Origin of the sequence: Streptomyces sp. NPDC053367, assembly GCF_044545925.1 — a bacterium.
Taxonomy (GTDB): Bacteria; Actinomycetota; Actinomycetes; order Streptomycetales; family Streptomycetaceae; genus Streptomyces.
Genome location: NZ_JBITYN010000013.1, coordinates 80,378 through 106,303 on the forward strand (window position 1 = coordinate 80,378; position 25,926 = coordinate 106,303).

The following is a 25,926-nucleotide window of genomic DNA, read 5'->3' on the forward strand; positions in this document are numbered from 1 at the left end:
CACCACCGCACCGGCCGACGGCGGACCCACAGCAGACGCACGACCAGCACGACTGCAGTGAAGGGGAAGCCATGACAGCGACGACCGACGGAAGCACCGGGGCCCTGCCGCACCGTGCTGCCGCGGCCAGCGAACCAGCCAGCATCACCCCCGAGGCGGCCGGGGTGCACCGTGCCGCCGAGCTCGCCCTGCGGCGCGCCACCGACCACCTCCTCGCCCGGCAGGACCCCGAGGGCTGGTGGAAGGGCGACCTCGAGACCAACGTGACGATGGACGCCGAGGACCTGCTGCTGCGTCAGTTCCTCGGCATCCGCGACGAGGCGACCACCCGGGCCGCGGCCCTCTTCATCCGCGGCGAGCAGCGCGACGACGGCCCCTGGGCCACCTTCTACGGCGGACCCGGCGACCTCTCCGCCACCATCGAGGCGTACGTCGCCCTGCGGCTGGCCGGCGACGCCCCCGACGCACCTCACATGGCGAGGGCCTCGGCCTGGGTCCGCGAGCGCGGCGGCATCGCCGCGGCCCGGGTGTTCACCCGTATCTGGCTGGCCCTGTTCGGCTGGTGGAAGTGGGAGGACCTGCCCGAACTCCCGCCCGAGATCATCTACCTGCCGCCGTGGGTGCCGCTCAACATCTACGACTTCGGCTGCTGGGCCCGGCAGACCATCGTCCCGCTGACGATCGTCTCGGCCAAGCGCCCGGTGCGCCCGGCGCCCTTCCCGCTCGACGAGCTGCACACCGACCCCGCCGACCCGAACCCGGCCAAGCCCCTGGCCCCGGTGGCCAGTTGGGACGGCGCCTTCCAGCGCATGGACAAGGCGCTGCACGCCCTGCGCAAGGTCGCCCCGCGCCGGCTGCGCAGGGCCGCGATGAACTCCGCCGCCCGCTGGATCATCGAGCGGCAGGAGAACGACGGCTGCTGGGGCGGCATCCAGCCGCCGGCCGTCTACTCGCTGATCGCACTGCACCTGCTCGGCTACGACCTGCAGCACCCGGTGATGCGCGAGGGCCTCGCCTCGCTGGACCGTTTCGCCGTGTGGCGCGAGGACGGCGCCCGGATGGTCGAGGCCTGCCAGTCGCCAGTGTGGGACACCTGCCTGGCGACCATCGCCCTCGCCGACGCGGGCCTGCCCGCCGACCACCCGCAGCTGGTCAGGGCCGCCGACTGGATGCTCGGCGAGGAGATCGTCCGGCCCGGCGACTGGGCCGTCAAGCGCCCCCAACTCCCGCCCGGGGGTTGGGCGTTCGAGTTCCACAACGACAACTACCCCGACATCGACGACACCGCGGAGGTGGTCCTCGCGCTGCGCCGGGTGCGCCACCACGACCCCGACCGGGTGGAGGGGGCGATCGGCCGGGCCGTGCGCTGGAACCTCGGCATGCAGTCGAAGAACGGCGCGTGGGGCGCCTTCGACGTCGACAACACCAGCCCCTTTCCCAACCGGCTGCCGTTCTGCGACTTCGGTGAGGTCATCGACCCGCCGTCGGCCGACGTCACCGCGCACGTCGTGGAGATGCTCGCCTTCGAGGGGCTCGCGGACGACCCGCGCACCCGGCGCGGCATCGCCTGGCTGCTCGCCGAACAGGAGCCCGACGGCTCGTGGTTCGGGCGCTGGGGCGTCAACTACATCTACGGCACCGGGTCCGTGGTGCCGGCGCTCACCGCGGCGGGGCTGCCCACCTCGCACCCCGCGATCCGGCGGGCCGTCACCTGGCTGGTGTCCGTGCAGAACGACGACGGGGGCTGGGGCGAGGACCTGCGCTCCTACCGGGACAAGCGTGGCTGGAGCGGGCGCGGCGCGTCCACCGCCTCGCAGACCGCCTGGGCGCTGCTCGCTCTGCTGGCCGCGGGGGAGAGGCACTCCAGGGCCGTCGAGCGCGGCGTCGAGTGGCTGGCCGCGACCCAGCGCGAGGACGGCTCCTGGGACGAGCCGTACTTCACCGGCACCGGCTTCCCCTGGGACTTCTCCATCAACTACCACCTCTACCGGCAGGTGTTCCCGCTCACCGCGCTCGGCCGGTACGTCCACGGCGACCCGTTCGCCCAGCGCCCCGCCGAGACCCAGGGGAGCAGATGACGACCGAGCCCGTCCTCCCGGACCCGCTGCTGATCGCCTGCGCGCTCGGCATCGAGCACCTGGCCCTGCGGCTGGGCGACCGCGGCGGCGCGGACGGGCCGGTCACCGTGCTGCGCACCGGCATGGGACCCAGAGCGGCGGAACGGTCCGTCACCCGGGTCCTCGCCGACCCCGCCCTGGCAAGCGCCGCGGTGCTCGCCACCGGCTTCTGCGCCGGGCTCGCCCCCGGGATGCACCCCGGGGACCTCGTCGTCGCCGAGGAGACCCGCGACCCGCGCGGCAGCACCCCGTGCGTGGGCACGGAACTGCTGGTCAAGGAGCTGACGCGGGCCGTGCCCGGCCGCACCGTGCACACCGGTCCGCTCACCGGCTCCGACCACGTCGTACGCGGCGGCGAGCGCTCCGCGCTGCTCGCGACCGGCGCGATCGCCGTCGACATGGAGTCCGCCGCCACCCTGCTGAGCGCCGTACGGACGGGGGAACGCCCGGTTGCGGCCGTCCGGGTGGTGGTGGACGCTCCTGAACACGAGCTCGTCCGGATCGGCACGGTGCGCGGTGGAATATCAGCCTTCCGCGTGCTTCGTTCCGTCCTTCCCGCTTTCTTCGAATGGCACCGTTCTTTGCTGCTCCCCCGGAGGTGAGCCAGATGGCCATGCCGCTGCGCCAGTCCATCAAGGTCGCTACATACCTGGCCGAACAGAAGCTGCGCAGGCGTGACAAGTTCCCGCTCATCGTGGAGCTGGAGCCCCTGTACGCCTGCAACCTCAAGTGCGAGGGCTGCGGAAAGATCCAGCATCCGGCCGGAGTGCTCAAGCAGCGCATGCCGGTGGCGCAGGCCGTGGGCGCGGTGCTGGAATCCGGTGCGCCGATGGTGTCGATCGCCGGCGGTGAACCCCTGATGCACCCTCAGATCGACGAGATCGTGCGCCAGTTGGTGGCCAGACGGAAGTACGTATTCCTCTGCACCAACGCCCTGCTGCTGCGCAAGAAGATCGACAAGTTCACGCCGTCCCCCTACTTCGCCTTCGCCGTGCACATCGACGGACTGCGCGAGCGCCACGACGAGTCGGTGGCCAAGGAGGGCGTCTTCGACGAGGCGGTGGAGGCGATCAAGGAGGCCCAGCGGCGCGGATTCCGGGTCACCACCAACTCCACGTTCTTCAACACCGACACCCCGCAGACCATCGTCGAGGTGCTGAACTTCCTCAACGACGACCTCAAGGTCGACGAGATGATGATCTCGCCCGCCTACGCCTACGAGAAGGCCCCCGACCAGGAGCACTTCCTCGGCGTCGAGCAGACCCGCGAGCTGTTCCGCAAGGCCTTCGCGGGCGGCAACCGGCGCCGCTGGCGGCTCAACCACTCCCCGCTCTTCCTGGACTTCCTCGAGGGCAAGGTCGACTTCCCCTGCACCGCCTGGGCGATCCCCAACTACTCCCTCTTCGGCTGGCAGCGCCCCTGCTACCTGATGAGCGACGGGTACGTGTCGACGTACCGCGAGCTGATCGAGGACACCGACTGGGACCAGTACGGGCGCGGCAAGGACCCGCGCTGCGCCAACTGCATGGCGCACTGCGGCTACGAGCCGACCGCCGTGCTGGCCACCATGGGCTCCCTGAAGGAGTCGCTGCGCGCCATGCGCGAGACGGTCGGCGGAAGCCGGGAGTGACGTCAGCGGGGGAGGCCCTGAAGCTCGCGGAGCAGTCGAGGTGAACCGAGTACGAGGCACGGACCGAAGGGGGCCCGAGCGTGACGATCCTGGAGAACATCCGGCAACCACGCGACCTGAAGTCGCTGTCCGAGCCGGAGCTTCGTGAACTGTCCGACGAGATCAGGGAGTTCCTGGTGCACGCGGTCGCCCGCACCGGCGGCCACCTGGGGCCCAACCTGGGGGTGGTGGAGCTGACCGTCGCGCTCCACCGGGTCTTCGAGTCGCCCGTCGACCGCATCCTGTGGGACACCGGCCACCAGAGCTACGTGCACAAGCTGCTGACCGGGCGTCAGGACTTCTCCAAGCTGCGCGGCAAGGGCGGCCTGTCCGGCTACCCCTCGCGCGAGGAGTCCGAGCACGACGTCATCGAGAACAGCCACGCCTCCACCGCGCTCGGCTGGGCCGACGGCCTCGCCAAGGCCCGCCAGGTGCGGGGCGAGGAGGGGCACGTCGTCGCGGTCGTCGGCGACGGCGCCCTGACCGGCGGCATGGCCTGGGAGGCGCTGAACAACATCGCCGCCGCCAAGGACCGGCCCCTGATCATCGTCGTCAACGACAACGAACGCTCCTACGCCCCCACCATCGGCGGCCTCGCCAACCACCTGGCCACCCTGCGCACCACCGACGGCTACGAGAAGGTCCTCGCCTGGGGCAAGGACGTCCTGCTGCGCACCCCGGTCATCGGACACCCGCTCTACGAGGCCCTGCACGGCGCCAAGAAGGGCTTCAAGGACGCCTTCGCGCCCCAGGGCATGTTCGAGGACCTGGGCCTCAAGTACGTCGGCCCGATCGACGGGCACGACATCGGCGCGGTCGAGTCGGCGCTGCGCCGCGCCAAGCGCTTCCACGGGCCGGTGCTGGTGCACTGCCTGACCGTGAAGGGCCGCGGCTACGAGCCCGCCCTGGCGCACGAGGAGGACCACTTCCACACCGTCGGCGTGATGGACCCGCTGACCTGCGAGCCGCTCGCGCCCTCGGGCGGGCCGTCGTGGACGTCGGTGTTCGGCGAGGAGATCGTCAGGATCGGCGAGGAGCGCGAGGACGTCGTCGCCATCACCGCCGCCATGCTGCACCCGGTCGGCCTCGGCCCGTTCGCCGAGCGCTTCCCGGACCGGGTGTGGGACGTGGGCATCGCCGAGCAGCACGCGGCGGTCAGCGCGGCCGGGCTCGCGACCGGCGGGCTGCACCCCGTCGTCGCCGTCTACGCCACCTTCCTCAACCGCGCCTTCGACCAGCTCCTGATGGACGTCGCCCTGCACCGCTGCGGGGTCACCTTCGTGCTGGACCGCGCCGGGGTCACGGGCGTCGACGGGGCCTCGCACAACGGCATGTGGGACATGTCCGTCCTCCAGGTCGTGCCGGGCCTCAGGATCGCCGCCCCGCGCGACGCCGGGCAGCTGCGCGCCCAGTTGCGCGAGGCGGTCGCCGTGGACGACGCGCCGACGCTGGTGCGCTTCCCCAAGGAGTCCGCCGGCCCGGAGATCCCGGCCGTCGGGCGGGTGGGCGGCATGGACGTCCTGCACCGCGCGGAGGACCCCCAGGTGCTGCTGGTGGCCGTCGGCGTGATGGCCCCGGTGTGCCTCCAGGCGGCCGAGCTGCTCCAGGCCCGCGGCATCGGCTGCACGGTGGTGGACCCCCGCTGGGTCAAGCCCGTCGACCCCGCGCTGCCCGGACTCGCCGCCGAGCACCGGCTGGTGGCGGTCGTCGAGGACAACAGCCGGGCCGCCGGGGTCGGTTCGGCCGTCGCCCTGGCACTCGGTGACGCCGACGTGGACGTACCGGTCAGGAGATTCGGCGTCCCCGAGCAGTTCCTCGCGCACGCCAAGCGGGGTGAGGTGCTGGCCGACATCGGGCTGACGCCCGTCGAGATCGCGGGGCGGATCGGTGCGAGCCTGGCCCCGAAGGAGGAGCCGTCGGAGGGGAGACTCGCATGACCACCACCGAACCCGCCGCCGGGACAGGGCAGTTCGACCTCGGCAGACTCCTCGCCGAGCGGGCCGGCGAACGCTACGAGCTGCACACCAGGTACCTCAACCACCAGCTCCCGCGCATGCTGCACACCATCGGCTTCGACAAGGTCTACGAGCGGGCCGAGGGCGCCTACTTCTGGGACGCCGACGGCAACGACTACCTCGACATGCTCGCCGGGTTCGGGGTGATGGGCCTCGGCCGGCACCACCCGGTGGTCCGCAAGGCGCTGCACGACGTCCTGGACGCCTCCCTCGCCGACCTCACCCGCTTCGACTGCCAGCCACTGCCGGGCCTGCTCGCCGAGAAGCTGCTCGCGCACAGCCCGCACCTGGACCGGGTGTTCTTCGGCAACAGCGGCACCGAGGCGGTGGAGACCGCCCTGAAGTTCGCCCGCCGCGCCACGGGCAAGCCGCGCGTCCTGTACTGCGAGCACGCCTTCCACGGCCTGACCACCGGCTCCCTGTCCGTGAACGGCGAGGACGGCTTCCGCGACGGCTTCGCCCCGCTGCTGCCCGACACCGCCGTCCCCCTAGGCGATCTCGACGCACTCGCGGGGGAGTTGCGGAAGGGCGACGTGGCCGCGCTCATCGTCGAGCCCATCCAGGGCAAGGGCGTCCACGAGGCCCCGCCCGGCTATCTGCGCGCCGCACAGGAACTGCTGCACCGGCACAAGGCGCTGCTCATCGCCGACGAGGTGCAGACCGGGCTCGGCCGGACCGGCGACTTCTACGCCCACCAGCACGAGGACGGCGTGGAACCGGACCTGGTGTGCGTCGCCAAGGCACTGTCCGGCGGATACGTCCCCGTCGGCGCCACCCTCGGCAAGGACTGGATCTTCAAGAAGGTCTACTCGTCCATGGACCGCGTCCTGGTGCACTCGGCGAGCTTCGGCTCCAACGCCCAGGCCATGGCGGCCGGCCTGGCGGTGCTGTCCGTCATGGAGGACGAGGAGATCGTCGCGAACGCCCGGGCCACCGGCGAGCTGCTGAGGTCCCGGCTCGCCGCGCTGGTCGACAGGTACGAGCTGCTCGCCGACGTACGAGGCCGGGGGCTGATGATCGGCATCGAGTTCGGCCGGCCGAAGTCGCTGAAGCTGCGCAGCCGCTGGGCCATGCTCCAGGCCGCCCGCAAGGGACTGTTCGCGCAGATGGTCGTCGTCCCGCTGCTCCAACGGCACCGGATCCTCACCCAGGTGTCGGGCGACCACCTGGAGGTGATCAAGCTGATCCCGCCGCTGATCATCGGGGAGAAGGAGGTCGACCGGTTCGTCGGCGCCTTCACCGAGGTGATGGACGACGCGCACAGCGGGGGCGGGCTGATGTGGGACTTCGGCAGGACGCTGGTGAAGCAGGCGGTGGTCAACCGCTGAGGCTTTTGCCTCTGAGGCAAGAAATTTGCCCGAGAGGCAAGGTTGCGGCTGAATGGAGAGCATGAGCTCTCCCGAGACCGAGCCCACCGCGGACCGGCCGGCCCCCGACACGCCGGTGGGCGACCTGCCCGCCGTCGCGCCCCAGCTGCGCGCCCTGCGCCGCCGGGCCTCCCTCACGCTGGAGGCCGCGGCGCGCTCCGCCGGGCTCTCGCCCGCGCATCTGTCCCGGCTGGAGACCGGGCAGCGCCAGGCCTCGCTGCCGATGCTGCTCGCGCTCGCCAGGATCTACGGTACGACCGTCTCCGAGCTGCTGGGCGAGCGGGTCGCCGACCGGGACGCCGTCGTACGGGCCGCCGACATGGAGCCGACCCGGGCGGGCGGCTGGACGTACTGGCAGGCCGGCGCGCCCGGCCGCGGTATGCAGGCCCTGCGGGTGCACGTGCCGTACGGCTCCCAGGGCGACATCGTGCGGGTGCACCCCGGTGAGGAGTGGCTGCACGTCCTGACGGGACGCCTGCGGCTGCGCCTCGGCGACACCGCGCAACTCCTCGGGCCCGGGGACAGCGCGCACTTCGACTCGCTGACCCCGCACCGCATCGCCGCCGAGGACGAGGGCGGCGTCGACCTCCTCTTCGTCCACACCCTGCTGCAGAGCCCCACGGCCGCCTTGTGCCTGGGCCCCATGACGAGAGACACGCCATGAGCGACATCGAACAGAAATTCCCGCGCACCCTGTGGGTCCGGCTGCTGATCTACATCGTGGCCGGGCACGTCTTCGCCGGGTTCCTCTATCTGCTGTTCGAGGTCGGAGCCAAGTAGGCGGCCGCCCGTTCGGGCTCCTCAGTCGAGCAGCCGGTCCCGCAGCCGCTCGCGGGTCTCGGGCGTCACGCCGAGTCCCCGCCGCAGGTAGGTGTCGACCTCGCCCCAGGTCTCCTCAATGGTCTCCAGCGCCGCCGTGAGGTACTCCGCGCGCGCGTCGAAGAGCGGGCTGAGCAGCTCCATGACCTCCGGCGAGTAGGCGGTGGCCGCGTCACCGCCGCGGTGCACCTTGTAGCGGCGGTGCTTGGCGTTGGACTCCAGGTAGTCGGCGAGGACCGCGTCGCGCTCGACGCCCAGGGCCAGCAGGGTCACGGCGATCGACAGGCCGGCACGGTCCTTGCCCGCCGCGCAGTGCATCAGGGCCGGGACGCTGTCCTCGGCGAGCGCGTGCAGCACCTGGGAGTGCTCGGAGGTGCGCTCTTTGATCATCTTCCGGTACGAGGCGATCATCCGGCCGGCCGCCTTGCCGTCGGCGAGGATCTCCCGCAGCTGGTCCAGGTCGCCGTCGCGGACCATCTTCCAGAACTCGGCGCCGTCGGCCGGGTCGCTCAGCGGCAGGTTGAGGTTGCGCACGCCCGGCAGCTCGACGTCCGGGCCCTCCAGCTTCTGGTCCGCCGCGTTGCGGAAGTCGAAGATCGTGTGCAGGCCAAGTGAGGCGAGGAAGGCCGCGTCCTCGGCGGTCGCGTGCGCGAGGTGGCCGCTGCGGAAGAGCACGCCGTGGCGCACCCGGCGTCCGTCGACGGTCGGCAGTCCGCCCACGTCACGGAAATTACGGACTCCGGCCAGCTCCGGCTCGGTCGACGGGACCTGCTGCGTCACGTGGGGCTCCCTCCGGTCGGGCCCCGCCGGCGCGGCTCGACCGACGGGCTCGCTCATGACCATACGACCGACCTTACGACACGGCCTCGGGGGGACATGTATGCGCCGCTTCTCCTCTCACGCCACATCTGGGCTTTCTGTCCGAATTAGTGCCTTCATTCCAACTCGCTCTGGAATAAAGGAACGTGGAGCATCGTCACGTGAGGAGCGTCATACACGTGACCGTGAGTCGCCCGTCATGCTCACGTAATCAAGGTGCTTTTCAAGGGTGTTTGGCGAATGCGCCGCGGCTGAAATGCACGGAGGGTGACCGGGAATTGCCACTAAGGATCAAGAAGAAGCCCTTCGGGTGGAACCTCTTGCTTGTCCCTTTGCGTCTTGGTCGCTTACGTTCGCCACCGATCCGGACGGACGCCTAATCCTGCCGCCGCCCGGAGCCCGCGCAAACCCACCCGTGTACGGCAGGAGCGGGGGACCCACAGGTTCAATCGCCTGTTCCGGTCTCCGGAACGGCTCGGGGTAAAGCCGCGCCCGTCGCGGCCGGACATCTCCAGTCCGCACCCGACAGCTCACCTCGCAGGCGCCGGAGAGGAAAAAGCCCATGCCCGCGAAGGGTAAGCACCGCCGTCCCAAGGCCCAGCGCCTGACCCGTTCGATCGCCGTCGCCGGTACCGGTGGCGCCGCACTCGCCCTGCCGCTTCTGGCGGCCACCGGTGCGAACGCCGCGACCGGACAGTCCGTCCCCGACAAGGCCGTCAGCGCGGCCGCCACGGTCCAGAAGGCCGCCGTGAACACCAAGGCCGTCGAGAAGAAGGCCGCCGCGACCCCGCGCACGTACACCGTGAAGATCGGCGACTACCTCTCGAAGATCGCCCAGGAGCAGCACGTCAGCGGTGGCTGGCAGAAGCTGTACCAGGACAACCGCGAGGCCGTCGGCAGCGACCCGTCCCTGATCCACCCGGGCCTGAAGCTCGCGCTCGGCAAGAAGGCGGCGGCCACGCAGTCCTCCGACGCCGCCGAGAGGAAGACCTCCGCGCCGAAGGCCGCCGAGGCGCCGAAGCCGGCCGCGCAGTCCGCCGAGACCACCGAGGCCCCGAAGCCCGCCGAGTCCACCGCCACCCAGGCGGACACCACCGCGGCGAGCGGTTACACCGCCCCCGTGTCCGGGGCCGGTGTCGGCACCGCCTACCGCGTGGCGGGCAGCATGTGGTCCAGCGGCTACCACACCGGCGCCGACTTCGTCGTCCCGACCGGCACCTCGCTCAAGGCGGTCGGCGCGGGCACCGTGGTCTCCGCGGGCTGGGGCGGCGCGTACGGCAACCAGGTCGTCATCAAGCTCAGCGACGGCTACTACGCCCAGTACGCCCACCTCTCCTCGCTCTCCGTCTCGGCCGGGCAGACGGTGACCGCCGGGCAGCAGGTCGGCCTCTCCGGCGCGACCGGCAACGTGACCGGCCCGCACCTGCACTTCGAGATCCGCACCACCCCGGACTACGGCTCGGACGTGGACCCGATCGCCTACCTCCGCTCGCACGGCGTCGCCATCGGCTGACGCCCACCGTGCACCCGCCGAAGGCCGGACCCCGATCCCCGGGTCCGGCCTTCGGCGCGTCCCTGGTGCACCCACCCCCGGGCGGCCGCACCCCAACAGGACCGGAGCAGGGGTTATTCCCGGACCTGACGACACTTTGGGAGTGGCTTATCTCACCGCCCGTCAACCCCGGCCTACGGTCGCGTAGGTCACATTCGAAGGTGAATCATGGGCCGACGTGGCAGACGATTCGAAGAGTGACAGCAGATCAGTGATCGGGTCGTACGTGGCGCTGGGGGACAGCTTCACCGAGGGTGTCGGCGACCCCGGCCCCGACGGGGCGTTCGTCGGCTGGGCCGACCGGTTCGCGGTGCTGCTCGCCGACCGACGGCCCGAAGGCGACTTCGAGTACACCAACCTCGCCGTACGGGGGAAGCTGCTCGACCAGATCGTGGCGGACCAGGTGCCCCGGGCGGTGGAACTCGCCCCGGACCTGGTCAGCTTCTGCGCCGGAGGCAACGACATCCTCCGGCCCGGCACCGACCCCGACGACGTCGCCGAGCGCTTCGAGCGGGCGGTCGCCGTACTCACCGAGGCGGCCGGCACGGTGATGGTGACGACCGGCTTCGACACCCGGGGCGTCCCCCTCCTGAAGCATCTGCGCGGCAAGATCGCGACGTACAACGGCCATGTGCGGGCCATCGCCGACCGCTACGGCTGCCCGGTGCTCGACCTGTGGTCCCTCAGGTCCGTCCAGGACCGCCGCGCCTGGGACCACGACCGGCTCCACCTCTCGCCCGAGGGCCACACCCGCGTCGCCCTGCGCGCCGGACAGGCCCTCGGTCTGGAGATCCCGGCCGACCCCGAGCAGCCCTGGCCGCCCCTCCCGCCCCGCGGCACCCTCGAAGTCCGCCGCGACGACGTCCAGTGGGCCCGCGAGTACCTCGTCCCCTGGATCGGGCGCCGCCTGCGCGGGGAGTCCTCCGGGGACCATGTAACGGCCAAGGGCACGCTGAAGCCGGACCAGATCAAGCTCCGCATCGGCATCGTCGCCTGAGGGACCGACACCCCGCGCCCCGCTGGGTCGGATCGGCGCGGGGGCCGGCCCTAGGGGGCGTCTCGCCGATCATGCCGGGCTCCCGGCGCCCGGCACCGCGCCTCGCCGCGTTGTCGTCAGTCGCCGACTTCCCCACTCTCGGCTCCGCTCGAGCGGGGACCCCATCGCGTCGACGCCCTCCTCCGCCTTGCGGTGCACGGCACCGGACGCCGCTCGCTGATCCGGCCTGATCGACGAGACACCCCCTAGGAGGTCAACGCCTCGACGGACAGCCCCAGTTCCCGGGCCAGCGCCTCGTCCACCCATCCCGTCGCCCGGGCCCGGGACACCGCGCCCGGGTACGACGTCAGCTGCACCGCGAGGCCGTCGAGCAGCGCGGTCAGCCGCAGGGCGCTGGCCGTCGGGTCGGGACACCGGAACTCGCCCGCCGCCACGCCCTCGGCGATGACCTCCGTGAGCGCGGCCTTCCACCGCCGGTCGAGGTCGCGTGTGACGTCCCGCAGGGCCGGCTCGCGCAGGGCGGCCGCCCAGCCCTCGATCCACAGCCGCCAGCCCTTGGCCTGCCCGGTGGGGGCGTACCAGCGCACGGCCGCCCGCAGCCGCCGCAGCGCGGAGGTGCGGCGGCCGAGCAGCCCCCGCAGACGGGCCAGGTCCGCCTCGGCCGCGTGGGAGAACGCGGCGGCGACCAGCTTCTCCTTCGTCGAGAAGTGGTAGAGCACCAGCGCGTTGCTCACACCCAGGGCCGCGGCGACGTCGGCGATCCGCACCGCGGCCACGCCCCGAGCCTCGATCTGCTCGACGGCGGCCCGCAGCAGCTCCTCGCGCCGCTCCTCCACGCTCAACCGCACTCTCGCCACGCGGTTCACCCTACACAGCGCCCTCCCCGCAGGGCCGGTCGACGCCTCTGCGGGGCCCGTCGGCACCAACTGACCGGCCGTTCAGTCGGCGCGTGTCGTCGGGCGCCGGAGGGCGGTCGCGCTCGGGCTCTTCCCGCCGTACGGCGCGCTGGTCGCTTGCCCACGACCGCGAGACGCGGGCCCGAGGAACGTGGCCACGGTCACCGGTACCAGCCGAAGCGCTCGGCGATCACCGGCAACCTCTCCTCCACCAGGGCGTGCGCGGCGGCGCGCGGAGCCGTGCCGTCGGCCTCCGCGCGCGCCAGCATCCGGTCGACCAGTGCGCGCATCGATCGGCGCGTGTGCGCGAACGCCTCGTCCGGGTCCGCGCCGATGTCGCCGAACAGCGTCCACCACCACCACGCGTTCGTACCCGAGTTGACCACCACGTCCGGCAGCACCGTCACCCCCCTCGCCGCCAGCAGTTCCTCGGCTTCGGCGACCACCGGCATGTTGGCCGCCTCGACGATCCAACGAGCCCGCACCCCCTCCTGGTTCCCGGCGTCGACCGCGTACGACACCGCCGCGGGGACGAGGATCTCCGCCTCCGCCGACAGCCAGTCCTCGCAGGGCAGTTCCCGGTCGCCGGGCCGCAGCGCCGCCCGGTCGACAATGCCGTGGGCGTCGCGCGCCGCGAGCAGCGCCTCCACGTCGAGCCCCGCCGGGTTGGCGATCGTGCCCTTGAGGTCGGCGACCGCCACGACCGTCAGGCCCGCGCGGGCGAGGAAGCGGGCCGTGGCGCCGCCCATCGTGCCGAACCCCTGCACGGCCACGCGCGTGCCCGCGTACGGCACACCCGCGCGGTCGAGCGCCGTGAGCGCGGCCTCGGCGACACCGCAGCCGCCGACCAGCTCGTCCAGCCCGATGCCGTCCACCTCCACCGCGAACGCTTACGCGAGCCGCGCCCGCGCGGCCGTCTCGTCGTCGAGCAGCGGATACACCGCCTGGACCGAGGAGACGAGCCCCGCCTCGGCCGCCGCCCGGTCCACCAGGTCCTGGCTGAGACCGAGGTCCTCGCCGGTGGTCCAGAACCGCTCGATGTACGGCCCCATCGCCCGCAGGTACCGCACCAGCAGCCCGTACGCCTCCGGGTCCCGGGGGTCGCAGTCGATGCCGCCCTTGGCGCCGCCGAGCGGGATGTAACGGCTCTCCGGGTCGTAGTGCAGGGCCTCCTTCATGGTCATGCCCCGCGCGAGCCCGGCGACCTCCTCCAGGGTGCAGCCCGGCCGCATGCGCAGCCCGCCGCTGGACACGCCCCGCACCAGCCGGTCGACGACCAGGAAGCCCTGCCGGCCGGTGACGTGGTCGGTCCAGGTGAGCGACAGCAGGGGAGCGGTCATGAGGTCTCCTCGGTGAGGGCGATCGGCGAGGGCGCCGGACTGCCCAGGGTCTCGGCGAGGGCGCCGGCCGGCTCGCGCGGGGCGCACGCGCGTGTGCGGGGTCCTCCACGGCGGCTCCCTCCGGTGGCTACGGCTCTTTCCAGGGTGCTACTGAATCGTCAGTCAGTATCTGGACCAGTATCGAAACGGCGCCCGGGCCCTGTCAACGTGCTGCATCGACGATCAGCGGGCGGCCGGGCCCGTGTGTGGTCTCCCGCCCGTGACGGGGGAGCCCCGGCGTTGTCGGTGGGGCGGACCATAATGGGAGACCTCACCGATTCCACTGGAGGTACCGTGGCCGGACCCCGTTCCCTGAGTGCCGGGCTGAGCGCGCTCCAGCCCGAGGCCTTCGGCGCGGACCCCAGTGGTGAGCGCCTGGCCCGTGTCCGCAGATCGCCGCACTTCAAGGACGGCGTCTTCCAGAACCCCGGCGGCCCCTCCCGCACCCGGCCCTCCGGCTCGCCCCTCGACTTCGCCAGGCTGTACTTCGACAAGGACGCCCGCACCCGCCGGGCCCCGAGCGGCCGCATCCCGGTGCACCCCACCACCCTCGCCGACATCGCCCGGCCGCCCGCCTCCGGACTGCGCCTGACCTGGATGGGCCACTCCAGCGTGCTCGCGGAGATCGACAGCACCCGCGTGCTCCTCGACCCCGTCTGGGGCGAGCGCTGCTCCCCGTTCGCCTTCGCCGGGCCCAGGCGGCTGCACCCCGTGCCCCTGCCGCTCGCCGCGCTCGGCCCGGTGGACGTGGTCGTGATCTCCCACGACCACTACGACCATCTCGACCTGCCCACGATCAAGACGCTGGCCGGCACGGACACCGTGTTCGCCGTCCCGCTCGGCGTCGGCGCGCACCTGGAGTACTGGGGCGTCTCCCCCGACCGGATCCGCGAGCTGGACTGGCACGAGTCGACGCGGATCGGCGGACTCACCCTGACCGCCACCCCGGCCCGCCACTTCTGCGGGCGCGGCCTGCGCAACACCCAGCACACCCTCTGGGCGTCCTGGGTCGTCGCCGGCGAGGAGCACCGCGTGTACCACAGCGGCGACACCGGCTACTTCGACGGCTTCCGGGACATCGGCGCCGCGCACGGCCCGTTCGACGCGACGATGATCCAGCTCGGCGCGTACAGCGAGTTCTGGCCGGACATCCACATGACCCCGGCCGAGGCGCTGCGCGCCCACCTCGACCTCCAGGGCGGCAGCCCGGCGGGCGTGCTGCTGCCCATCCACTGGGGCACCTTCAACCTCGCCCCGCACGCGTGGGCGGAGCCCGGGGAGTGGACCAAGGACGCCGCCGAGGAGGCCGGGCAGGCCGTCGCCTTCCCCCGGCCCGGCGAGCCCTTCGAGCCGGGCGGCAAGCTGCCCGCGGAGCCGTGGTGGCGCTCGGTGTCCGCCCCGGTCGCGCGTCTGTGGCGGCGGCCCGGGGCCGTGGAGGTCACCGGCGAGACGCCCCGCGGCGACCTCGACCTGGCGGGGGACCGCTGACGCCGGGCGCCTCACCGGGCCGACGGGCGCCGATCACCGGCTGACCGGCTGACCGGCGGCCGCAGCGGGAAGCCGGGACGGTCTCGGCGTCCCACCGGATCTCCTCCGGGCCGACTCGACTGCCAGGCGCAGGTCCGGAACCGGCCGGGCGGGTGACCCGCTCTCCGGCGCTGGGCGCGGCGAGGGGTGCGGCCAGGCAGCCCCCGAGGGCCGACCCCCCAGGGCGGACGTGGCGCGGACGACCATGAAGGTCCGGCGCCCCGGAGGACCGCCGGCGGCGCGGTGACGCCGGCCCCGCGAGGCACGCGCAGCCACGTCGATGTACCTAGGACCGTCACACCTCTTGATGGACCGTCAGTCCTGCTGATGGGATCTCCCGCACGCCGTCGTTCCGACCGTGCCGGAGGTTGCGCCCGTGTACCGACGACTGTTCGCCGCGCTCTTCTGCTGTGCCCTGCTGGGAGCCGGGACCGCCGTCCGGGTGGAGGCCGCGCCCCGTGTGCCGGACGTCCCCAGGCTCACCGACGACCACGGCCGCGTGCTCACCCTGCGGGGGTGGAACGTCGAGGACAAGACCCACCGCGGGGAGCAGGCGCTCTCCTCGATCACCGAGCGGCACTTCAGGGATCTGCGCGACAACGGCTTCAACTTCGCCCGGCTGCTGGTCTTCTGGGACGACCTGGAGCCTGAGCGGGGGCACTACAGCGGGGACTACCTGCGTAAGGTCGGGCGCGTGCTCGACTGGGCGCACAAGTACCGGGTGCAGGTGCTGATCGACGCCCACCAGGACGTCTACGGGCCCGCGTTCGGGCACCGCGGCATCCCCGCGTGGGCGACCAGGACCGACGGGCTGCCCTTCACCCCGCACCCGGAGGACTGGTTCTCCGAGTACTTCGAGCCCGCCGTGCAGCGGGCGTTCACCCACCTCTACGAGGACGACGACCTGCGGCGGGCCCAGGCCGGCATGTGGCGGGTGCTGGCCGGCCGGTTCGCGCACCACCCGGCCGTCCTCGGCTACGACCTGATCAACGAGCCCATGGGCGAACTGCGCCCCGGCGAGGACCTGCCGGCGGCGGCCGCGCGGATCGAGGCCGAGCAGCTGACCCCGATGTACAACCGGCTCGCCGACGCGGTCCGTTCGGTGGACCGGGACGCCTGGATCTTCTTCGAGCCGACTCCGATCGTGGGCGAGGGCCTGCCCACCGCGCTCGGCCGGGTCGACGACCCGAAGGCGGTGTACGCCCCGCACTTCTACAACACCGCGATGGAGGCCGGCGCCGACTACGACCCGGCGGCGGGCTGGATCGAGGCATACGAGGCGGCCGTCACCGCCTACCCGCGCGAGCAGCGCGTCCCCGTGGTCGTCGGAGAGTGGGGCCCGCTGAACAACTCCCTGCCGAACACGGGCCTCTTCTACCGCGACGCGCTCGCCTCACTGGGCCGCTACACCTCCGGCTGGGCGAGCTACGTGTGGTGCTACGGCGGCGGCTACTGCGCCCTGGACGACAAGGGCGTACTGCGCCCCGACAAGGACCGCACGGCAGCCCCGTACGCCCCGGCCGTCGCCGGTACGGTCACGGCCGAGAGCCAGGCCCCCGGCATCGGCGCCTACCGCCTGGCCTACCGGGCCGGACGCGGGATCACCGAGATCCGCGTGCCGTCCCGGCCGGGCGGCTGGCGGATCACCCTGACGGGCCCCGCCACCACCCCGGCCGCCACCCTCCCGGCCGGCCGCTCGACGACGGCCCGCGTCCACGCCCGCCCGGGCGCCCAGGTGACCGTGGTCGTCACACCGCGCTAGCCCCCGATCCGCGCCGGCCCTCGATCCGCCCTGGCCCTCGACGTCGAGTGCCGTGCCGTACAGCCGCCGCCCCTTCAGGCGGATCACGACGCGGCGCTCGTCGACGAGACCGCGCGGAAAGGCGTCCTCGGAACTCAGCCCTCGACGGCCATCCGCACGCCCAGCAGCACCAGGTCACCTCCGGACACCTGCTCATGGGTACCGTCCCGGCGCGCGGGTGGACGTCGTGGTCATGCGGGTCGGTATGGGTCCGGCGCCGGAGGCCCTCCCAGGAATTTTCCCGGATCCCGAGACCGTCCAGGCCCGGCAGGGTCGCATCCCGGCGAGACGGGTACGCGGCCGGAAAGAGGCCGGGCGGACGGCCGTACGCGCACGACGACGGCGGGAGCGGTGATCGGGATGTTCTCCGAACTGGTGCAGGTGTCCGCGGACGGCGTGCGGCTCCAGGGCGACCTCGTCGTGCCCTCGGCCGCCCGGGCGGTCGTGCTCTTCGCGCACGGAAGCGGCAGCTCCCGGCACAGCGCCCGCAACCGGCAGGTCGCCGCCGATCTGCGCACCGCGCACCTCGGCACCCTGCTGATCGACCTGCTCACGGAGCGGGAGGAACGCCACGACGCGCGCACGGGCGAGCACCGCTTCGACGTGGCGCTCCTCGCCCGCCGCCTGGTCGGCGCCGTCGACTGGCTCGACGGTCACCCGGACACGCGCGGGCTGCCGGTCGTCCTGTTCGGGGCGAGCACCGGTGCGGGCGCCGCCCTGGTCGCCGCCGAGGCCCGCCCGCACCGTGTGCTGACCGTGGTCTCGCGCGGCGGACGGCCCGATCTGGCCGGGCACGTCCTGGAGACCGTACGGGCGCCGGTGCTGCTCCTCGTCGGCGGCGCGGACCTGGAGGTGCTGCGGCTCAACCAGGAGGCCGCCGGGCGGCTGAGCGCGCCGCACTCGCTGCGGGTGGTGCCGGGGGCCACCCACCTCTTCGAGGAGCCGGGCGCGCTGGAGCAGGTCGCCGGGGCGACCCGCGTGTGGTGCGACGAACGGCTCCGCGCCATGGCGGACGGCCGCTGACCCTGGGGCCCCGTGTGCCCGCCCGCGCGACCGGGTACCCGGTCGGCCACGGCGCGCTGCCCACCGGAGGGAGGTGGGGACATGCCCGCACGGCTGCACGACCGCCGTGCGGTCCGGCGGCTGGTCTTGCGGCGAGAACGGGCGCAGCTCGTCGAGGTGCCGCGTCCGGGCCCGGCCACCGTGCGCGCCGGCCGGCGGCCCGGGCCGCTCCTGGACCCGAGGACCGAGGCGGACACCGAGGTGCCCCCGGTCACCGATCCGGAGGGCCGGTTCCTCGGCCTCGTCGCTCGCGACCGCCGCGCACAGGCACTGGAGAAGCGATGACCACGGACCCACACCCCGGCGCCGTGCTCGTCGGGCTCGACGACACCCTCCACGCCTGGCTCGCCGCCGACTGGGCGGCCCGTGAGGCGGAGCTGCGCGGCGCCGTCCTGCGGATCGTGCACGCCGTCCCCGTCGTCCCGGCCGAGGCGGCCACCGAGGGGCGCGGCGAGACCGGCGCGCGCGTCCTGGACGCCGCCGCCGGGGTGCTGGACGACGCCCGGGCCCGCACCGCCGCCGCCCACCCGGGCCTGCCCACCGACGCCGTCCTCGGCCACGGCCCGCCAGCCGAGGTGATCCTCGACGCCTCCCGCGACGCCGGCCTGATCGTGGTCGGCACCCGCGGCCGCGGCGGCTTCACCGGCCTGCTGCTCGGCTCGGTGAGCCTGAAGACGGCCGCCCACGCGGACCGTCCCGTCGTCGTCGTGCGGGGCCACACCGAGAGGGCGGCCCACGGCGACGTCGTGGTCGGCGTCCGCGACGAGCGCGACGAGGACGCCGTACGCTTCGGCCTCGCCGAGGCGGCCCTGCGCAGGACCGCCGTACGACTGGTGCACGCCTGGGCCCCGCTGACCCGGGCCGGGATGATGGTGCCGCAGGTCAGCCAGTTCGACGCCGAGCAGCGTCTGCACCGCCGGCTCCTGGAGCACGCGGCCCGGCCCGCCGCCGAGTATCCGCAGGTGCACACCGAGACGGTGCTCGCCGTCGGGACGGCCGCGGGCGCGCTGGTGGAGGCGTCGGAGGGGGCCGCGCTGATCGTCGTACCGCGGCATCCGCCCGCCGAGCGGCTCGGGATGCGGCTGGGCGGCGTCGTCCACGCCGTGCTGCACCACGCGAGCTGCCCGGTCGCGATCGTGCCCGCCTGAGGGACGCCCTGCCGCGTGGGACGCCTCGCCCGGCAGCGGTGTCACCGACTGTGACCGTTTCTGATCGGGTCGGACCACTTCGGGACGTGTTTCCGTGGGGGCGACGAAAGCGTTATCGGGCAGACATGCGAAAGCTCATACCAGAGCGGGACGGTTCCCGGGGGACTTTGCCAACTGCCCGCCGCACATGAGGTGTTGCCGACTACTGTCAGTGTCCGTCGGGCGACGCAGGGCCCATCGCCGCGGCCCTCCTTCGCGCCAGCACACGGACCAGTACGAGGACACCGATGTCTCACCTCCGCGCACCCGCCGCACGCGCAGACCGCCGCGAGGGCGGACGGCACGGACGGCCGGTCGCCCGTACCGCACCCGCGCTGCCCGAGGCCCACATACGGCCGCAACTGCTGCGGCTGGCCGTGCTGCCGCCGACCGCGGTCGCCCTCGGCGCCGGCGCGGCCGTCCTGTTCACCGTCCGCTCCACCGGCGCGCGCACCGGCCCCATCCTGTGGGCCGTGCTCACCGGAGCCGTGTGCGTGACGCTCGCCGGCATCGTGATCGCCGCCGTGGCCGCCGACCGGGCCGCGCGGACCGTGCACGAGCGCGTCGGCGCCCTGCGCCGCGGCAGCGCCCGCCGCGAGGCCGAGCTGCGCTCCCTGGTGGAGGCGCTGCGCCGGGGCGAGCCCCCGCCCCCGCGCCGGGCCCGCTCCCGGCCGCCCGCGGACGCCGACGACTTCGAGCTGCTCGCCGCCGATCTGGCCCACGCGCACGACGGCGCCGTCACCGCCGTCGTGCAGGCCGCGCAACTGTCCAGCCAGACCGGCAGCGAGCAGAAGCTGGAGGTCTTCGTCAACCTCGCACGGCGCCTGCAGTCGCTCGTGCACCGCGAGATCGCCACGCTGGACGAGCTGGAGAACGAGATCGAGGACCCCGACCTGCTCAAGGGCCTCTTCCACGTCGACCACCTCGCCACCCGCATCCGCCGCCACGCCGAGAACCTCGCCGTGCTCGGCGGCGCCGTCTCGCGCCGGCAGTGGAGCAACCCGGTCCCCATGACCGAGGTGCTGCGCTCGGCGATCGCCGAGGTCGAGCAGTACTCGCGGGTCCGGCTCGTGCCGCCCGTCGACGGCGAGCTGCGCGGACACGCCGTCGCCGACGTCATCCACCTGCTCGCCGAACTCGTCGAGAACGCCACGGTGTTCTCCGCCCCGCACACCCAGGTGCTGCTGCGCGCCAACCTGGTCACCTCCGGCCTCGCCGTCGAGGTCGAGGACCGCGGCCTCGGCATGCCCGTCGGCGAGCAGAACCGCATGAACGCCCTGCTCGCCGACCCCGACCAGGTCAACGTCGCCAGCCTGCTGGCCGACGGGCGCATCGGCCTGTTCGTCGTCTCCCAGCTCGCCCGCCGCCACGGCATCACCGTGCGCCTCCAGACGAACATCTACGGCGGTGTCCAGGCGGTCCTCGTCGTCCCCCAGGACCTGCTGGGCGGGCAGCCGGACAACGCCGGACGGCCCACCGAGGCGGACACGGCGACCGCGCCGGCCACCCCCGCACCCGCCCGGCCGCACGGCGACGCGACCGGCCCCGCCGGGGAGGCGCCCGGGGTACGCCGCGACCCGCCCGGCCGGCACATCCGGCCCGTCCCGTCGAACGAGCCCTCCCCGGCGGCCGCCTCGCCCGTACCGCCCACGCCCCCCTACGGCGTCCCGGCCGTGCCCGCCTCCCACGCTCAGCCGCGGCCCGCGACGGCCCCCGGGCGGGCCGCCGCCGTGCCACTGCCCGTGCGCGGGGCGCGGCAGGAGCGGCGGACCCCGGCCGAGGCCAGGCCCGGGATCCGGCCCGACGAGCGGCCGCTGGTGGAGGAGCACGCGGCAGCGCCGCCGGTGCCGCGCAACGGCGCCGTCCGCGGCACCATGGGCAAGCCCCGGCTGCCCAGGCGCCGGGCGCAGGAGCACCTCGTGCCCCAGCTGCGCGAACGGCCCGCGCCCCGCCCCGACGCCGAGGAGCACGTCGGGCACGACCCCGGGCTGATGGCCGCCTTCCAGCGCGGCATCGGCCTCGCGGAGGCGCAGCAGAGCCTGGAGGCCTCGCACGGCGAGACCGGCCTGACGGCCGCTCACCCCCCGCTGCCCTACGGGGACGCCGCCCAGAACGTCGTGGTGGCGGCCCCCGAACCCCGTACGGCACCGCACTCCGCGGACAGTCCCGACCGCACCGTCCGGTACGACGGGAGCGCGCCGGCCGGATGACCCCCCACCCACCGACCTCCACCGCACCCACCCCCACCGCAGTCGTCGGCGCCCACGGCGCGACGGCGGCCCCCCATATCCCAAGGAGTCGAACCACCATGGCGACCGACGCGCCGACCGGCCATGTTTCCGACCTCGACTGGCTGATGAGCGGCCTCGTGCAGCGGGTGCCGCACACGACCAGCGCGGTCCTGCTGTCCTGCGACGGCCTCGTGAAGTCCGTGCACGGCCTCGACCCCGACGGCGCCGACCACATGGCCGCCCTCGCCTCCGGCCTGTACTCGCTCGGCCGTAGCGCGGGCGCCCGGTTCGGCGACGGCGGGGACGTACGGCAGGTGGTCGTCGAACTCGACAACTCGCTGCTGTTCGTCACCACCGCCGGGGCCGGCACCTGCCTCGCCGTCACGGCCGGCCGCGAGGCCGACGCCGCCGTGCTCGGCTACGAGATGGCCATGCTCGTCAAGAGCGTCCGCCCCTACCTGGTCACCGCCCCCCGCCAGCACGCCGTCGAACCCCCGGTGATGAGGCCTTGAGCGTGGCGGCGGCCGGTGACGGGCCGTGGCTCGACGAGGCGGCGGGACGGCTCGTGCGCCCGTTCACGATCAGCAACGGCCGCACCCGCCCCACCCATGCTTTCGACCTCATGTCACAGGTGATGGCCACCGGGGTCACCCCCCTCGGCCATCCGGTCCCGGAACACGCGCTGGCCCTCGACCTGTGCCGGGCACCCATTTCGGTCGCCGAGGTGGCCGCCCACCTCAAGCTGCCGGCGGCGGTCACCAAGGTGCTGCTGTCCGACCTCGTCGACTGCGGGGCGCTCACCACCAAGCCCCCCGAGTTCCACCACAACCGCACGGACCGGGCCCTTCTGGAGGCAGTGCTCGATGGACTACGACGACAGCTCTGACTACGACGGCGCCACGGACCCCTTCCCCACCGCGCTCAAGATCCTGGTGGCGGGCGGCTTCGGGGTCGGCAAGACCACGTTCGTCGGCGCGGTCAGCGAGATCGCCCCGCTCTCCACGGAGGAGCTCCTCACCACGGTCAGTGCCGCAACCGACAACCTCGACGGCATCGAGAACAAACTCGAGACCACCGTCGCCATGGACTTCGGCCGCATCACCCTCGACCCCGAACACGTGCTCTACCTCTTCGGTACGCCGGGGCAGCAGCGGTTCTGGTTCATGTGGGACGAACTGTCCGAGGGCGCCCTCGGCGCGGTCATCATCGCCGACACCCGCCGGCTGGAGGAGTGCTTCGCCGCCGTCGACTTCTTCGAGGAACGCGGCCTCGCCTTCATCGTCGCCGTCAACGAGTTCGACGGCGCCTACCGCTACCACCCCGAGGAGGTGCGCGCCGCCCTCGACCTGGCCCCGGAGATCCCCGTCGTCTGCTGCGACGCCCGGATCTCCAGCTCCGGCGTGCAGACGCTGCTCACGCTGGTGCGGTACCTCATCGCCCACGCCCCCGTCACCTCCGCACCGACCGAGAGCGAGGGGGTGCGCAGATGAGCTACGACCCGCCCCGCCCGGTCGGCCGGCTGCTGCTCACACCGCAGGACACCGAGGCACCCGCCCGCGCGCGCCGACTGCGCGGGCTGGGCCTCGGTGAGCGTCCCGAGCCCGCGCTCGACACCTTCGCGGCCCGGCTCGCCGGGCGCACCGGGACGACGTACGCCATGGTCAACTTCCCCGGCGAGTACGGGCAGTTCTTCGCCGGACTGCACGCACCGGCGGCCGCGCCGGTCGTACGGGAGGACGGCACGCGCGTCGAGATCGGCCGCTTCCTGCCCCGCGACCACGGCTACTGCCCCCATGTCGTCGCCCGGCGCAGGGCGCTGGCGCTGCAGGACGTGCGCGACTTCCCCCGCTTCGCGGGCAACGCCGTCGTCGAGGACCTCGGCATCCACTCCTACCTCGGCGCCCCGCTGCTGGACAGCACCGGCATGGTCCTCGGCACGGTGTGCGTCGCCGACGTGGCCCCGCGGACCTGGGGACGGGAGGGGCTGGACGCCATCAAGGCGGCCGCCGCCGAACTCGTCGTACGACTGGAGGCGGGGCCACCGCACTGAAGCGGCAGGCGCGCCCGGAGGGGCGTGAAGGAAAGCTGTGGCGGCGCTTAAGAAAAGCTCGATGGACGGTGGGGCGCGCGATACGGCAGATTGCTGTGCGATTCCCCATCTGCCCCCGGTCCACGGGCTCCTTCGGCGTGCCCGCGTCCCGGATCTCACCCTCAGGAGCCGCATCCGTGAAGGCGCTGGTCAAGGAGAAGGCGGAGCCCGGGCTCTGGCTCGTGGACGTCCCCGAGCCGCAGATCGGCCCCGGAGACGTGCTGATCAAGGTGTTGCGCACCGGCATCTGCGGTACCGACCTGCACATCCGTTCCTGGGACGGCTGGGCGCAGCAGGCGATCCGCACCCCGCTGGTGCTCGGGCACGAGTTCGTCGGCGAGGTCGTCGAGACCGGGCGGGACGTCAGCGACATCGCCGTCGGCGACCGGGTCAGCGGCGAGGGGCACCTGGTGTGCGGCAAGTGCCGCAACTGCCTGGCCGGCCGCCGCCACCTGTGCCGCGCCACGGTCGGCCTGGGCGTGGGCCGCGACGGCGCCTTCGCCGAGTACGTCGCCCTGCCCGCCTCCAACGTCTGGGTGCACCGCGTCCCCGTCGACCTGGACATCGCCGCGATCTTCGACCCGTTCGGCAACGCCGTGCACACCGCGCTGTCCTTCCCGCTGGTCGGCGAGGACGTCCTGATCACCGGCGCCGGGCCCATCGGCCTGATGGCGGCGGCCGTGGCCCGGCACGCGGGCGCCCGCAACGTCGTGATCACCGACGTCAGCGAGGAGCGCCTGGACCTCGCCCGCAAGATCGGCGTCAGCCTCGCCCTGAACGTCTCCCGCCTCTCGATCGCCGACGGCCAGCGCGAGCTCGGTCTGCGCGAGGGCTTCGACGTCGGCCTGGAGATGTCCGGCAACCCCGTCGCGATGCGCGACATGATCGCCAACATGACCCACGGCGGCAGGATCGCCATGCTCGGCCTGCCCGCGCAGGAGTTCCCGGTCGACTGGGCCCGGATCGTCACCTCCATGATCACCATCAAGGGCATCTACGGCCGCGAGATGTTCGAGACCTGGTACGCGATGTCCGTCCTGCTGGAGGGGGGGCTCGACCTCGCCCCCGTGATCACCGGCCGCTACGGCTACCGCGACTTCGAGGCGGCCTTCGCCGACGCCGCGAGCGGCCGCGGCGGCAAGGTCATCCTCGACTGGACCGCGTAACCCTCTTCCTAGGAGCCTCTGGAATGTTCGACTCCGTGCGCGACGACCTGCGCACCACCCTCGACGAGATCCGCGCCGCCGGTCTGCACAAGCCCGAGCGGGTGATCGGCACCCCGCAGTCGGCGACCGTGAACGTCACCGCGGGCGGCCGCCCCGGTGAGGTCCTCAACTTCTGCGCCAACAACTACCTCGGCCTCGCCGACCACCCCGAGGTGATCGCCGCCGCCCACGAGGCGCTGGACCGCTGGGGCTACGGCATGGCCTCCGTGCGCTTCATCTGCGGCACCCAGGAGGTGCACAAGGAGCTGGAGGCCCGGCTGTCGTCCTTCCTCGGCCAGGAGGACACGATCCTCTACTCCTCCTGCTTCGACGCCAACGGCGGTGTCTTCGAGACGCTGCTCGGCCCCGAGGACGCGGTGATCTCCGACGCCCTCAACCACGCCTCGATCATCGACGGCATCCGCCTGTCCAAGGCGCGCCGCTTCCGCTACGCCAACCGCGACATGGCGGACCTGGAGGCGCAGCTGAAGGAGGCCGCGGCGGGCGGCGCGCGGCGCAAGCTGATCGTCACCGACGGCGTCTTCTCCATGGACGGCTACGTGGCGCCCCTGAACGACATCTGCGACCTCGCCGACCGCTACGACGCCATGGTCATGGTCGACGACTCGCACGCGGTCGGCTTCGTCGGCCCCGGCGGCCGGGGCACGCCCGAGCTGCACGGCGTGATGGACCGCGTCGACATCATCACCGGCACCCTCGGCAAGGCCCTCGGCGGCGCCTCCGGCGGCTATGTCGCCGCCCGCGCCGAGATCGTCGCCCTGCTGCGCCAGCGCTCGCGCCCGTACCTGTTCTCCAACACCCTCGCCCCGGTGATCGCCGCCGCGTCCCTGAAGGTCCTGGACCTGCTGGAGTCGGCCGGGGACCTGCGGGAGAAGCTCGCGTCCAACACGGCCCTGTTCCGCCGCCGGATGACCGAGGAGGGCTTCGACATCCTCCCCGGCGACCACGCCATCGCCCCGGTGATGATCGGCGACGCGGCCGTGGCGGGCCGGATGGCCGAGCTGCTGCTGGAGCGCGGCGTGTACGTGATCGGTTTCTCCTACCCGGTCGTGCCGCAGGGCCAGGCCCGAATCCGCGTGCAGCTCTCGGCCGCGCACTCCACCGAGGACGTCGACCGCGCGGTGGACGCCTTCGTCGCCGCGCGGGCGGAGCTGGCCGCCTGAGCTGAGACAA

At 73.1% G+C, this 25,926-nt stretch carries 23 protein-coding genes, 2 pseudogenes and 1 riboswitch; of the genes and pseudogenes, 21 read left to right on the plus strand and 4 right to left on the minus strand.

The annotated features are described in order from the left end of the window. Positions 1 to 71 precede the first annotated feature (71 nt). The 7 genes from shc to ACIGXJ_RS31930 all read left to right on the plus strand — a co-directional run bounded on the left by shc (position 72) and on the right by ACIGXJ_RS31930 (position 7,948). Entirely contained in the window at positions 72 to 2,078 is a 2,007-nt protein-coding gene (gene shc, locus ACIGXJ_RS31900) for a squalene--hopene cyclase (protein WP_399652776.1), read from the plus strand. Next, on the plus strand, positions 2,075 to 2,719 hold the full coding sequence (locus tag ACIGXJ_RS31905) for a 1-hydroxy-2-methyl-2-butenyl 4-diphosphate reductase (RefSeq protein ID WP_399652778.1): 645 nt from the start codon (positions 2,075 to 2,077) through the stop codon (positions 2,717 to 2,719). Before shc ends, ACIGXJ_RS31905 begins: the two co-directional genes overlap by 4 nt. Positions 2,720 to 2,724: 5 nt before the next feature. After that, entirely contained in the window at positions 2,725 to 3,747 is a 1,023-nt protein-coding gene (gene hpnH / locus ACIGXJ_RS31910) for an adenosyl-hopene transferase HpnH (RefSeq protein WP_399652781.1), read from the plus strand. 80 nt (positions 3,748 to 3,827) lie between these two features. Next, on the plus strand, positions 3,828 to 5,723 hold the full coding sequence (gene dxs, locus ACIGXJ_RS31915) for a 1-deoxy-D-xylulose-5-phosphate synthase (RefSeq protein WP_399652784.1): 1,896 nt from the start codon (positions 3,828 to 3,830) through the stop codon (positions 5,721 to 5,723). After that, positions 5,720 to 7,129, plus strand: a complete 1,410-nt coding sequence (locus ACIGXJ_RS31920; RefSeq protein WP_399652786.1) for an aspartate aminotransferase family protein — start codon at positions 5,720 to 5,722, stop codon at positions 7,127 to 7,129. The genes dxs and ACIGXJ_RS31920 overlap by 4 nt, the downstream gene beginning before the upstream one ends. Positions 7,130 to 7,190: 61 nt before the next feature. Further along, positions 7,191 to 7,832 carry a helix-turn-helix domain-containing protein gene (locus ACIGXJ_RS31925; RefSeq protein ID WP_399652788.1) on the plus strand — a complete coding sequence of 214 codons (642 nt, stop codon included), beginning with the start codon at positions 7,191 to 7,193 and terminating at the stop codon, positions 7,830 to 7,832. Then, the gene (locus tag ACIGXJ_RS31930) at positions 7,829 to 7,948 is read left to right on the plus strand and encodes a DUF6126 family protein (RefSeq protein WP_399652790.1); all 120 of its coding nucleotides are present in this window, start codon (positions 7,829 to 7,831) and stop codon (positions 7,946 to 7,948) included. Before ACIGXJ_RS31925 ends, ACIGXJ_RS31930 begins: the two co-directional genes overlap by 4 nt. A 21-nt stretch (positions 7,949 to 7,969) precedes the next feature. Here ACIGXJ_RS31930 and ACIGXJ_RS31935 read toward each other — a convergent pair whose 3' ends face one another. Continuing rightward, positions 7,970 to 8,767 carry a tyrosine-protein phosphatase gene (locus ACIGXJ_RS31935; RefSeq protein ID WP_399652793.1) on the minus strand — a complete coding sequence of 266 codons (798 nt, stop codon included), beginning with the start codon at positions 8,765 to 8,767 and terminating at the stop codon, positions 7,970 to 7,972. Positions 8,768 to 9,206: 439 nt separating this feature from the next. Beyond that, a riboswitch (cyclic di-AMP (ydaO/yuaA leader) is annotated at positions 9,207 to 9,365 on the plus strand. A gap of 3 nt (positions 9,366 to 9,368) precedes the next feature. Here ACIGXJ_RS31935 and ACIGXJ_RS31940 point away from each other — a divergent pair. Together ACIGXJ_RS31940 and ACIGXJ_RS31945 are read left to right on the plus strand one after the other, a co-directional pair. Continuing rightward, positions 9,369 to 10,319: a peptidoglycan DD-metalloendopeptidase family protein gene (locus tag ACIGXJ_RS31940; protein ID WP_399652795.1), complete on the plus strand. Its 951-nt coding sequence runs from the start codon at positions 9,369 to 9,371 to the stop codon at positions 10,317 to 10,319. A gap of 250 nt (positions 10,320 to 10,569) precedes the next feature. Continuing rightward, positions 10,570 to 11,355 (plus strand): SGNH/GDSL hydrolase family protein, encoded by a 786-nt coding sequence (locus ACIGXJ_RS31945; protein WP_399653300.1) that lies wholly within the window; start codon positions 10,570 to 10,572, stop codon positions 11,353 to 11,355. A gap of 245 nt (positions 11,356 to 11,600) precedes the next feature. On the opposite strand, the gene ACIGXJ_RS31950 is transcribed toward ACIGXJ_RS31945, so the two are convergent. Continuing rightward, the gene (locus ACIGXJ_RS31950) at positions 11,601 to 12,212 is read right to left on the minus strand and encodes a TetR/AcrR family transcriptional regulator (protein WP_399652797.1); all 612 of its coding nucleotides are present in this window, start codon (positions 12,210 to 12,212) and stop codon (positions 11,601 to 11,603) included. A gap of 200 nt (positions 12,213 to 12,412) precedes the next feature. Next, a pseudogene (locus tag ACIGXJ_RS31955) lies at positions 12,413 to 13,591 on the minus strand (Glu/Leu/Phe/Val dehydrogenase dimerization domain-containing protein). A 333-nt stretch (positions 13,592 to 13,924) separates the two neighbouring features. Here ACIGXJ_RS31955 and ACIGXJ_RS31960 point away from each other — a divergent pair. Together ACIGXJ_RS31960 and ACIGXJ_RS31965 are read left to right on the plus strand one after the other, a co-directional pair. Then, positions 13,925 to 15,118, plus strand: a complete 1,194-nt coding sequence (locus tag ACIGXJ_RS31960; RefSeq protein ID WP_399652800.1) for an MBL fold metallo-hydrolase — start codon at positions 13,925 to 13,927, stop codon at positions 15,116 to 15,118. Between the two features lie 415 nt (positions 15,119 to 15,533). Further along, a complete protein-coding gene (locus ACIGXJ_RS31965) occupies positions 15,534 to 16,919 on the plus strand; it encodes a glycoside hydrolase family 5 protein (protein ID WP_399652803.1) in 1,386 nt (461 codons plus the stop codon). Between the two features lie 33 nt (positions 16,920 to 16,952). Here the strand turns inward: ACIGXJ_RS31965 and ACIGXJ_RS31970 are convergent. Beyond that, a pseudogene (locus ACIGXJ_RS31970) lies at positions 16,953 to 17,048 on the minus strand (PPOX class F420-dependent oxidoreductase); the annotation flags it as partial. A gap of 270 nt (positions 17,049 to 17,318) precedes the next feature. Here ACIGXJ_RS31970 and ACIGXJ_RS31975 point away from each other — a divergent pair. The 10 genes from ACIGXJ_RS31975 (at position 17,319) to ACIGXJ_RS32020 (ending at position 25,916) form a co-directional block, all read left to right on the plus strand. Next, positions 17,319 to 17,981 carry a dienelactone hydrolase family protein gene (locus tag ACIGXJ_RS31975; RefSeq protein ID WP_399652805.1) on the plus strand — a complete coding sequence of 221 codons (663 nt, stop codon included), beginning with the start codon at positions 17,319 to 17,321 and terminating at the stop codon, positions 17,979 to 17,981. Positions 17,982 to 18,062: 81 nt separating this feature from the next. Then, the gene (locus ACIGXJ_RS31980) at positions 18,063 to 18,305 is read left to right on the plus strand and encodes a hypothetical protein (protein WP_399652808.1); all 243 of its coding nucleotides are present in this window, start codon (positions 18,063 to 18,065) and stop codon (positions 18,303 to 18,305) included. Further along, the gene (locus ACIGXJ_RS31985) at positions 18,302 to 19,168 is read left to right on the plus strand and encodes a universal stress protein (RefSeq protein ID WP_399652811.1); all 867 of its coding nucleotides are present in this window, start codon (positions 18,302 to 18,304) and stop codon (positions 19,166 to 19,168) included. Before ACIGXJ_RS31980 ends, ACIGXJ_RS31985 begins: the two co-directional genes overlap by 4 nt. 287 nt (positions 19,169 to 19,455) lie before the next feature. Continuing rightward, positions 19,456 to 21,417 carry an ATP-binding protein gene (locus tag ACIGXJ_RS31990; protein ID WP_399652813.1) on the plus strand — a complete coding sequence of 654 codons (1,962 nt, stop codon included), beginning with the start codon at positions 19,456 to 19,458 and terminating at the stop codon, positions 21,415 to 21,417. A gap of 98 nt (positions 21,418 to 21,515) precedes the next feature. Further along, on the plus strand, positions 21,516 to 21,950 hold the full coding sequence (locus ACIGXJ_RS31995; RefSeq protein WP_399652816.1) for a roadblock/LC7 domain-containing protein: 435 nt from the start codon (positions 21,516 to 21,518) through the stop codon (positions 21,948 to 21,950). 2 nt (positions 21,951 to 21,952) lie between these two features. Beyond that, positions 21,953 to 22,324: a DUF742 domain-containing protein gene (locus tag ACIGXJ_RS32000; protein WP_399652819.1), complete on the plus strand. Its 372-nt coding sequence runs from the start codon at positions 21,953 to 21,955 to the stop codon at positions 22,322 to 22,324. After that, complete coding sequence (locus ACIGXJ_RS32005) at positions 22,302 to 22,928, plus strand: GTP-binding protein (protein ID WP_399652821.1); 627 nt, start codon at positions 22,302 to 22,304, stop codon at positions 22,926 to 22,928. Before ACIGXJ_RS32000 ends, ACIGXJ_RS32005 begins: the two co-directional genes overlap by 23 nt. Next, positions 22,925 to 23,488 carry a GAF domain-containing protein gene (locus ACIGXJ_RS32010; RefSeq protein ID WP_399652823.1) on the plus strand — a complete coding sequence of 188 codons (564 nt, stop codon included), beginning with the start codon at positions 22,925 to 22,927 and terminating at the stop codon, positions 23,486 to 23,488. The genes ACIGXJ_RS32005 and ACIGXJ_RS32010 overlap by 4 nt, the downstream gene beginning before the upstream one ends. A gap of 176 nt (positions 23,489 to 23,664) precedes the next feature. Then, positions 23,665 to 24,693 carry an L-threonine 3-dehydrogenase gene (gene tdh, locus ACIGXJ_RS32015; RefSeq protein WP_399652825.1) on the plus strand — a complete coding sequence of 343 codons (1,029 nt, stop codon included), beginning with the start codon at positions 23,665 to 23,667 and terminating at the stop codon, positions 24,691 to 24,693. A gap of 23 nt (positions 24,694 to 24,716) precedes the next feature. Continuing rightward, positions 24,717 to 25,916 carry a glycine C-acetyltransferase gene (locus tag ACIGXJ_RS32020; protein WP_399652827.1) on the plus strand — a complete coding sequence of 400 codons (1,200 nt, stop codon included), beginning with the start codon at positions 24,717 to 24,719 and terminating at the stop codon, positions 25,914 to 25,916. Positions 25,917 to 25,926: the final 10 nt, after the last annotated feature.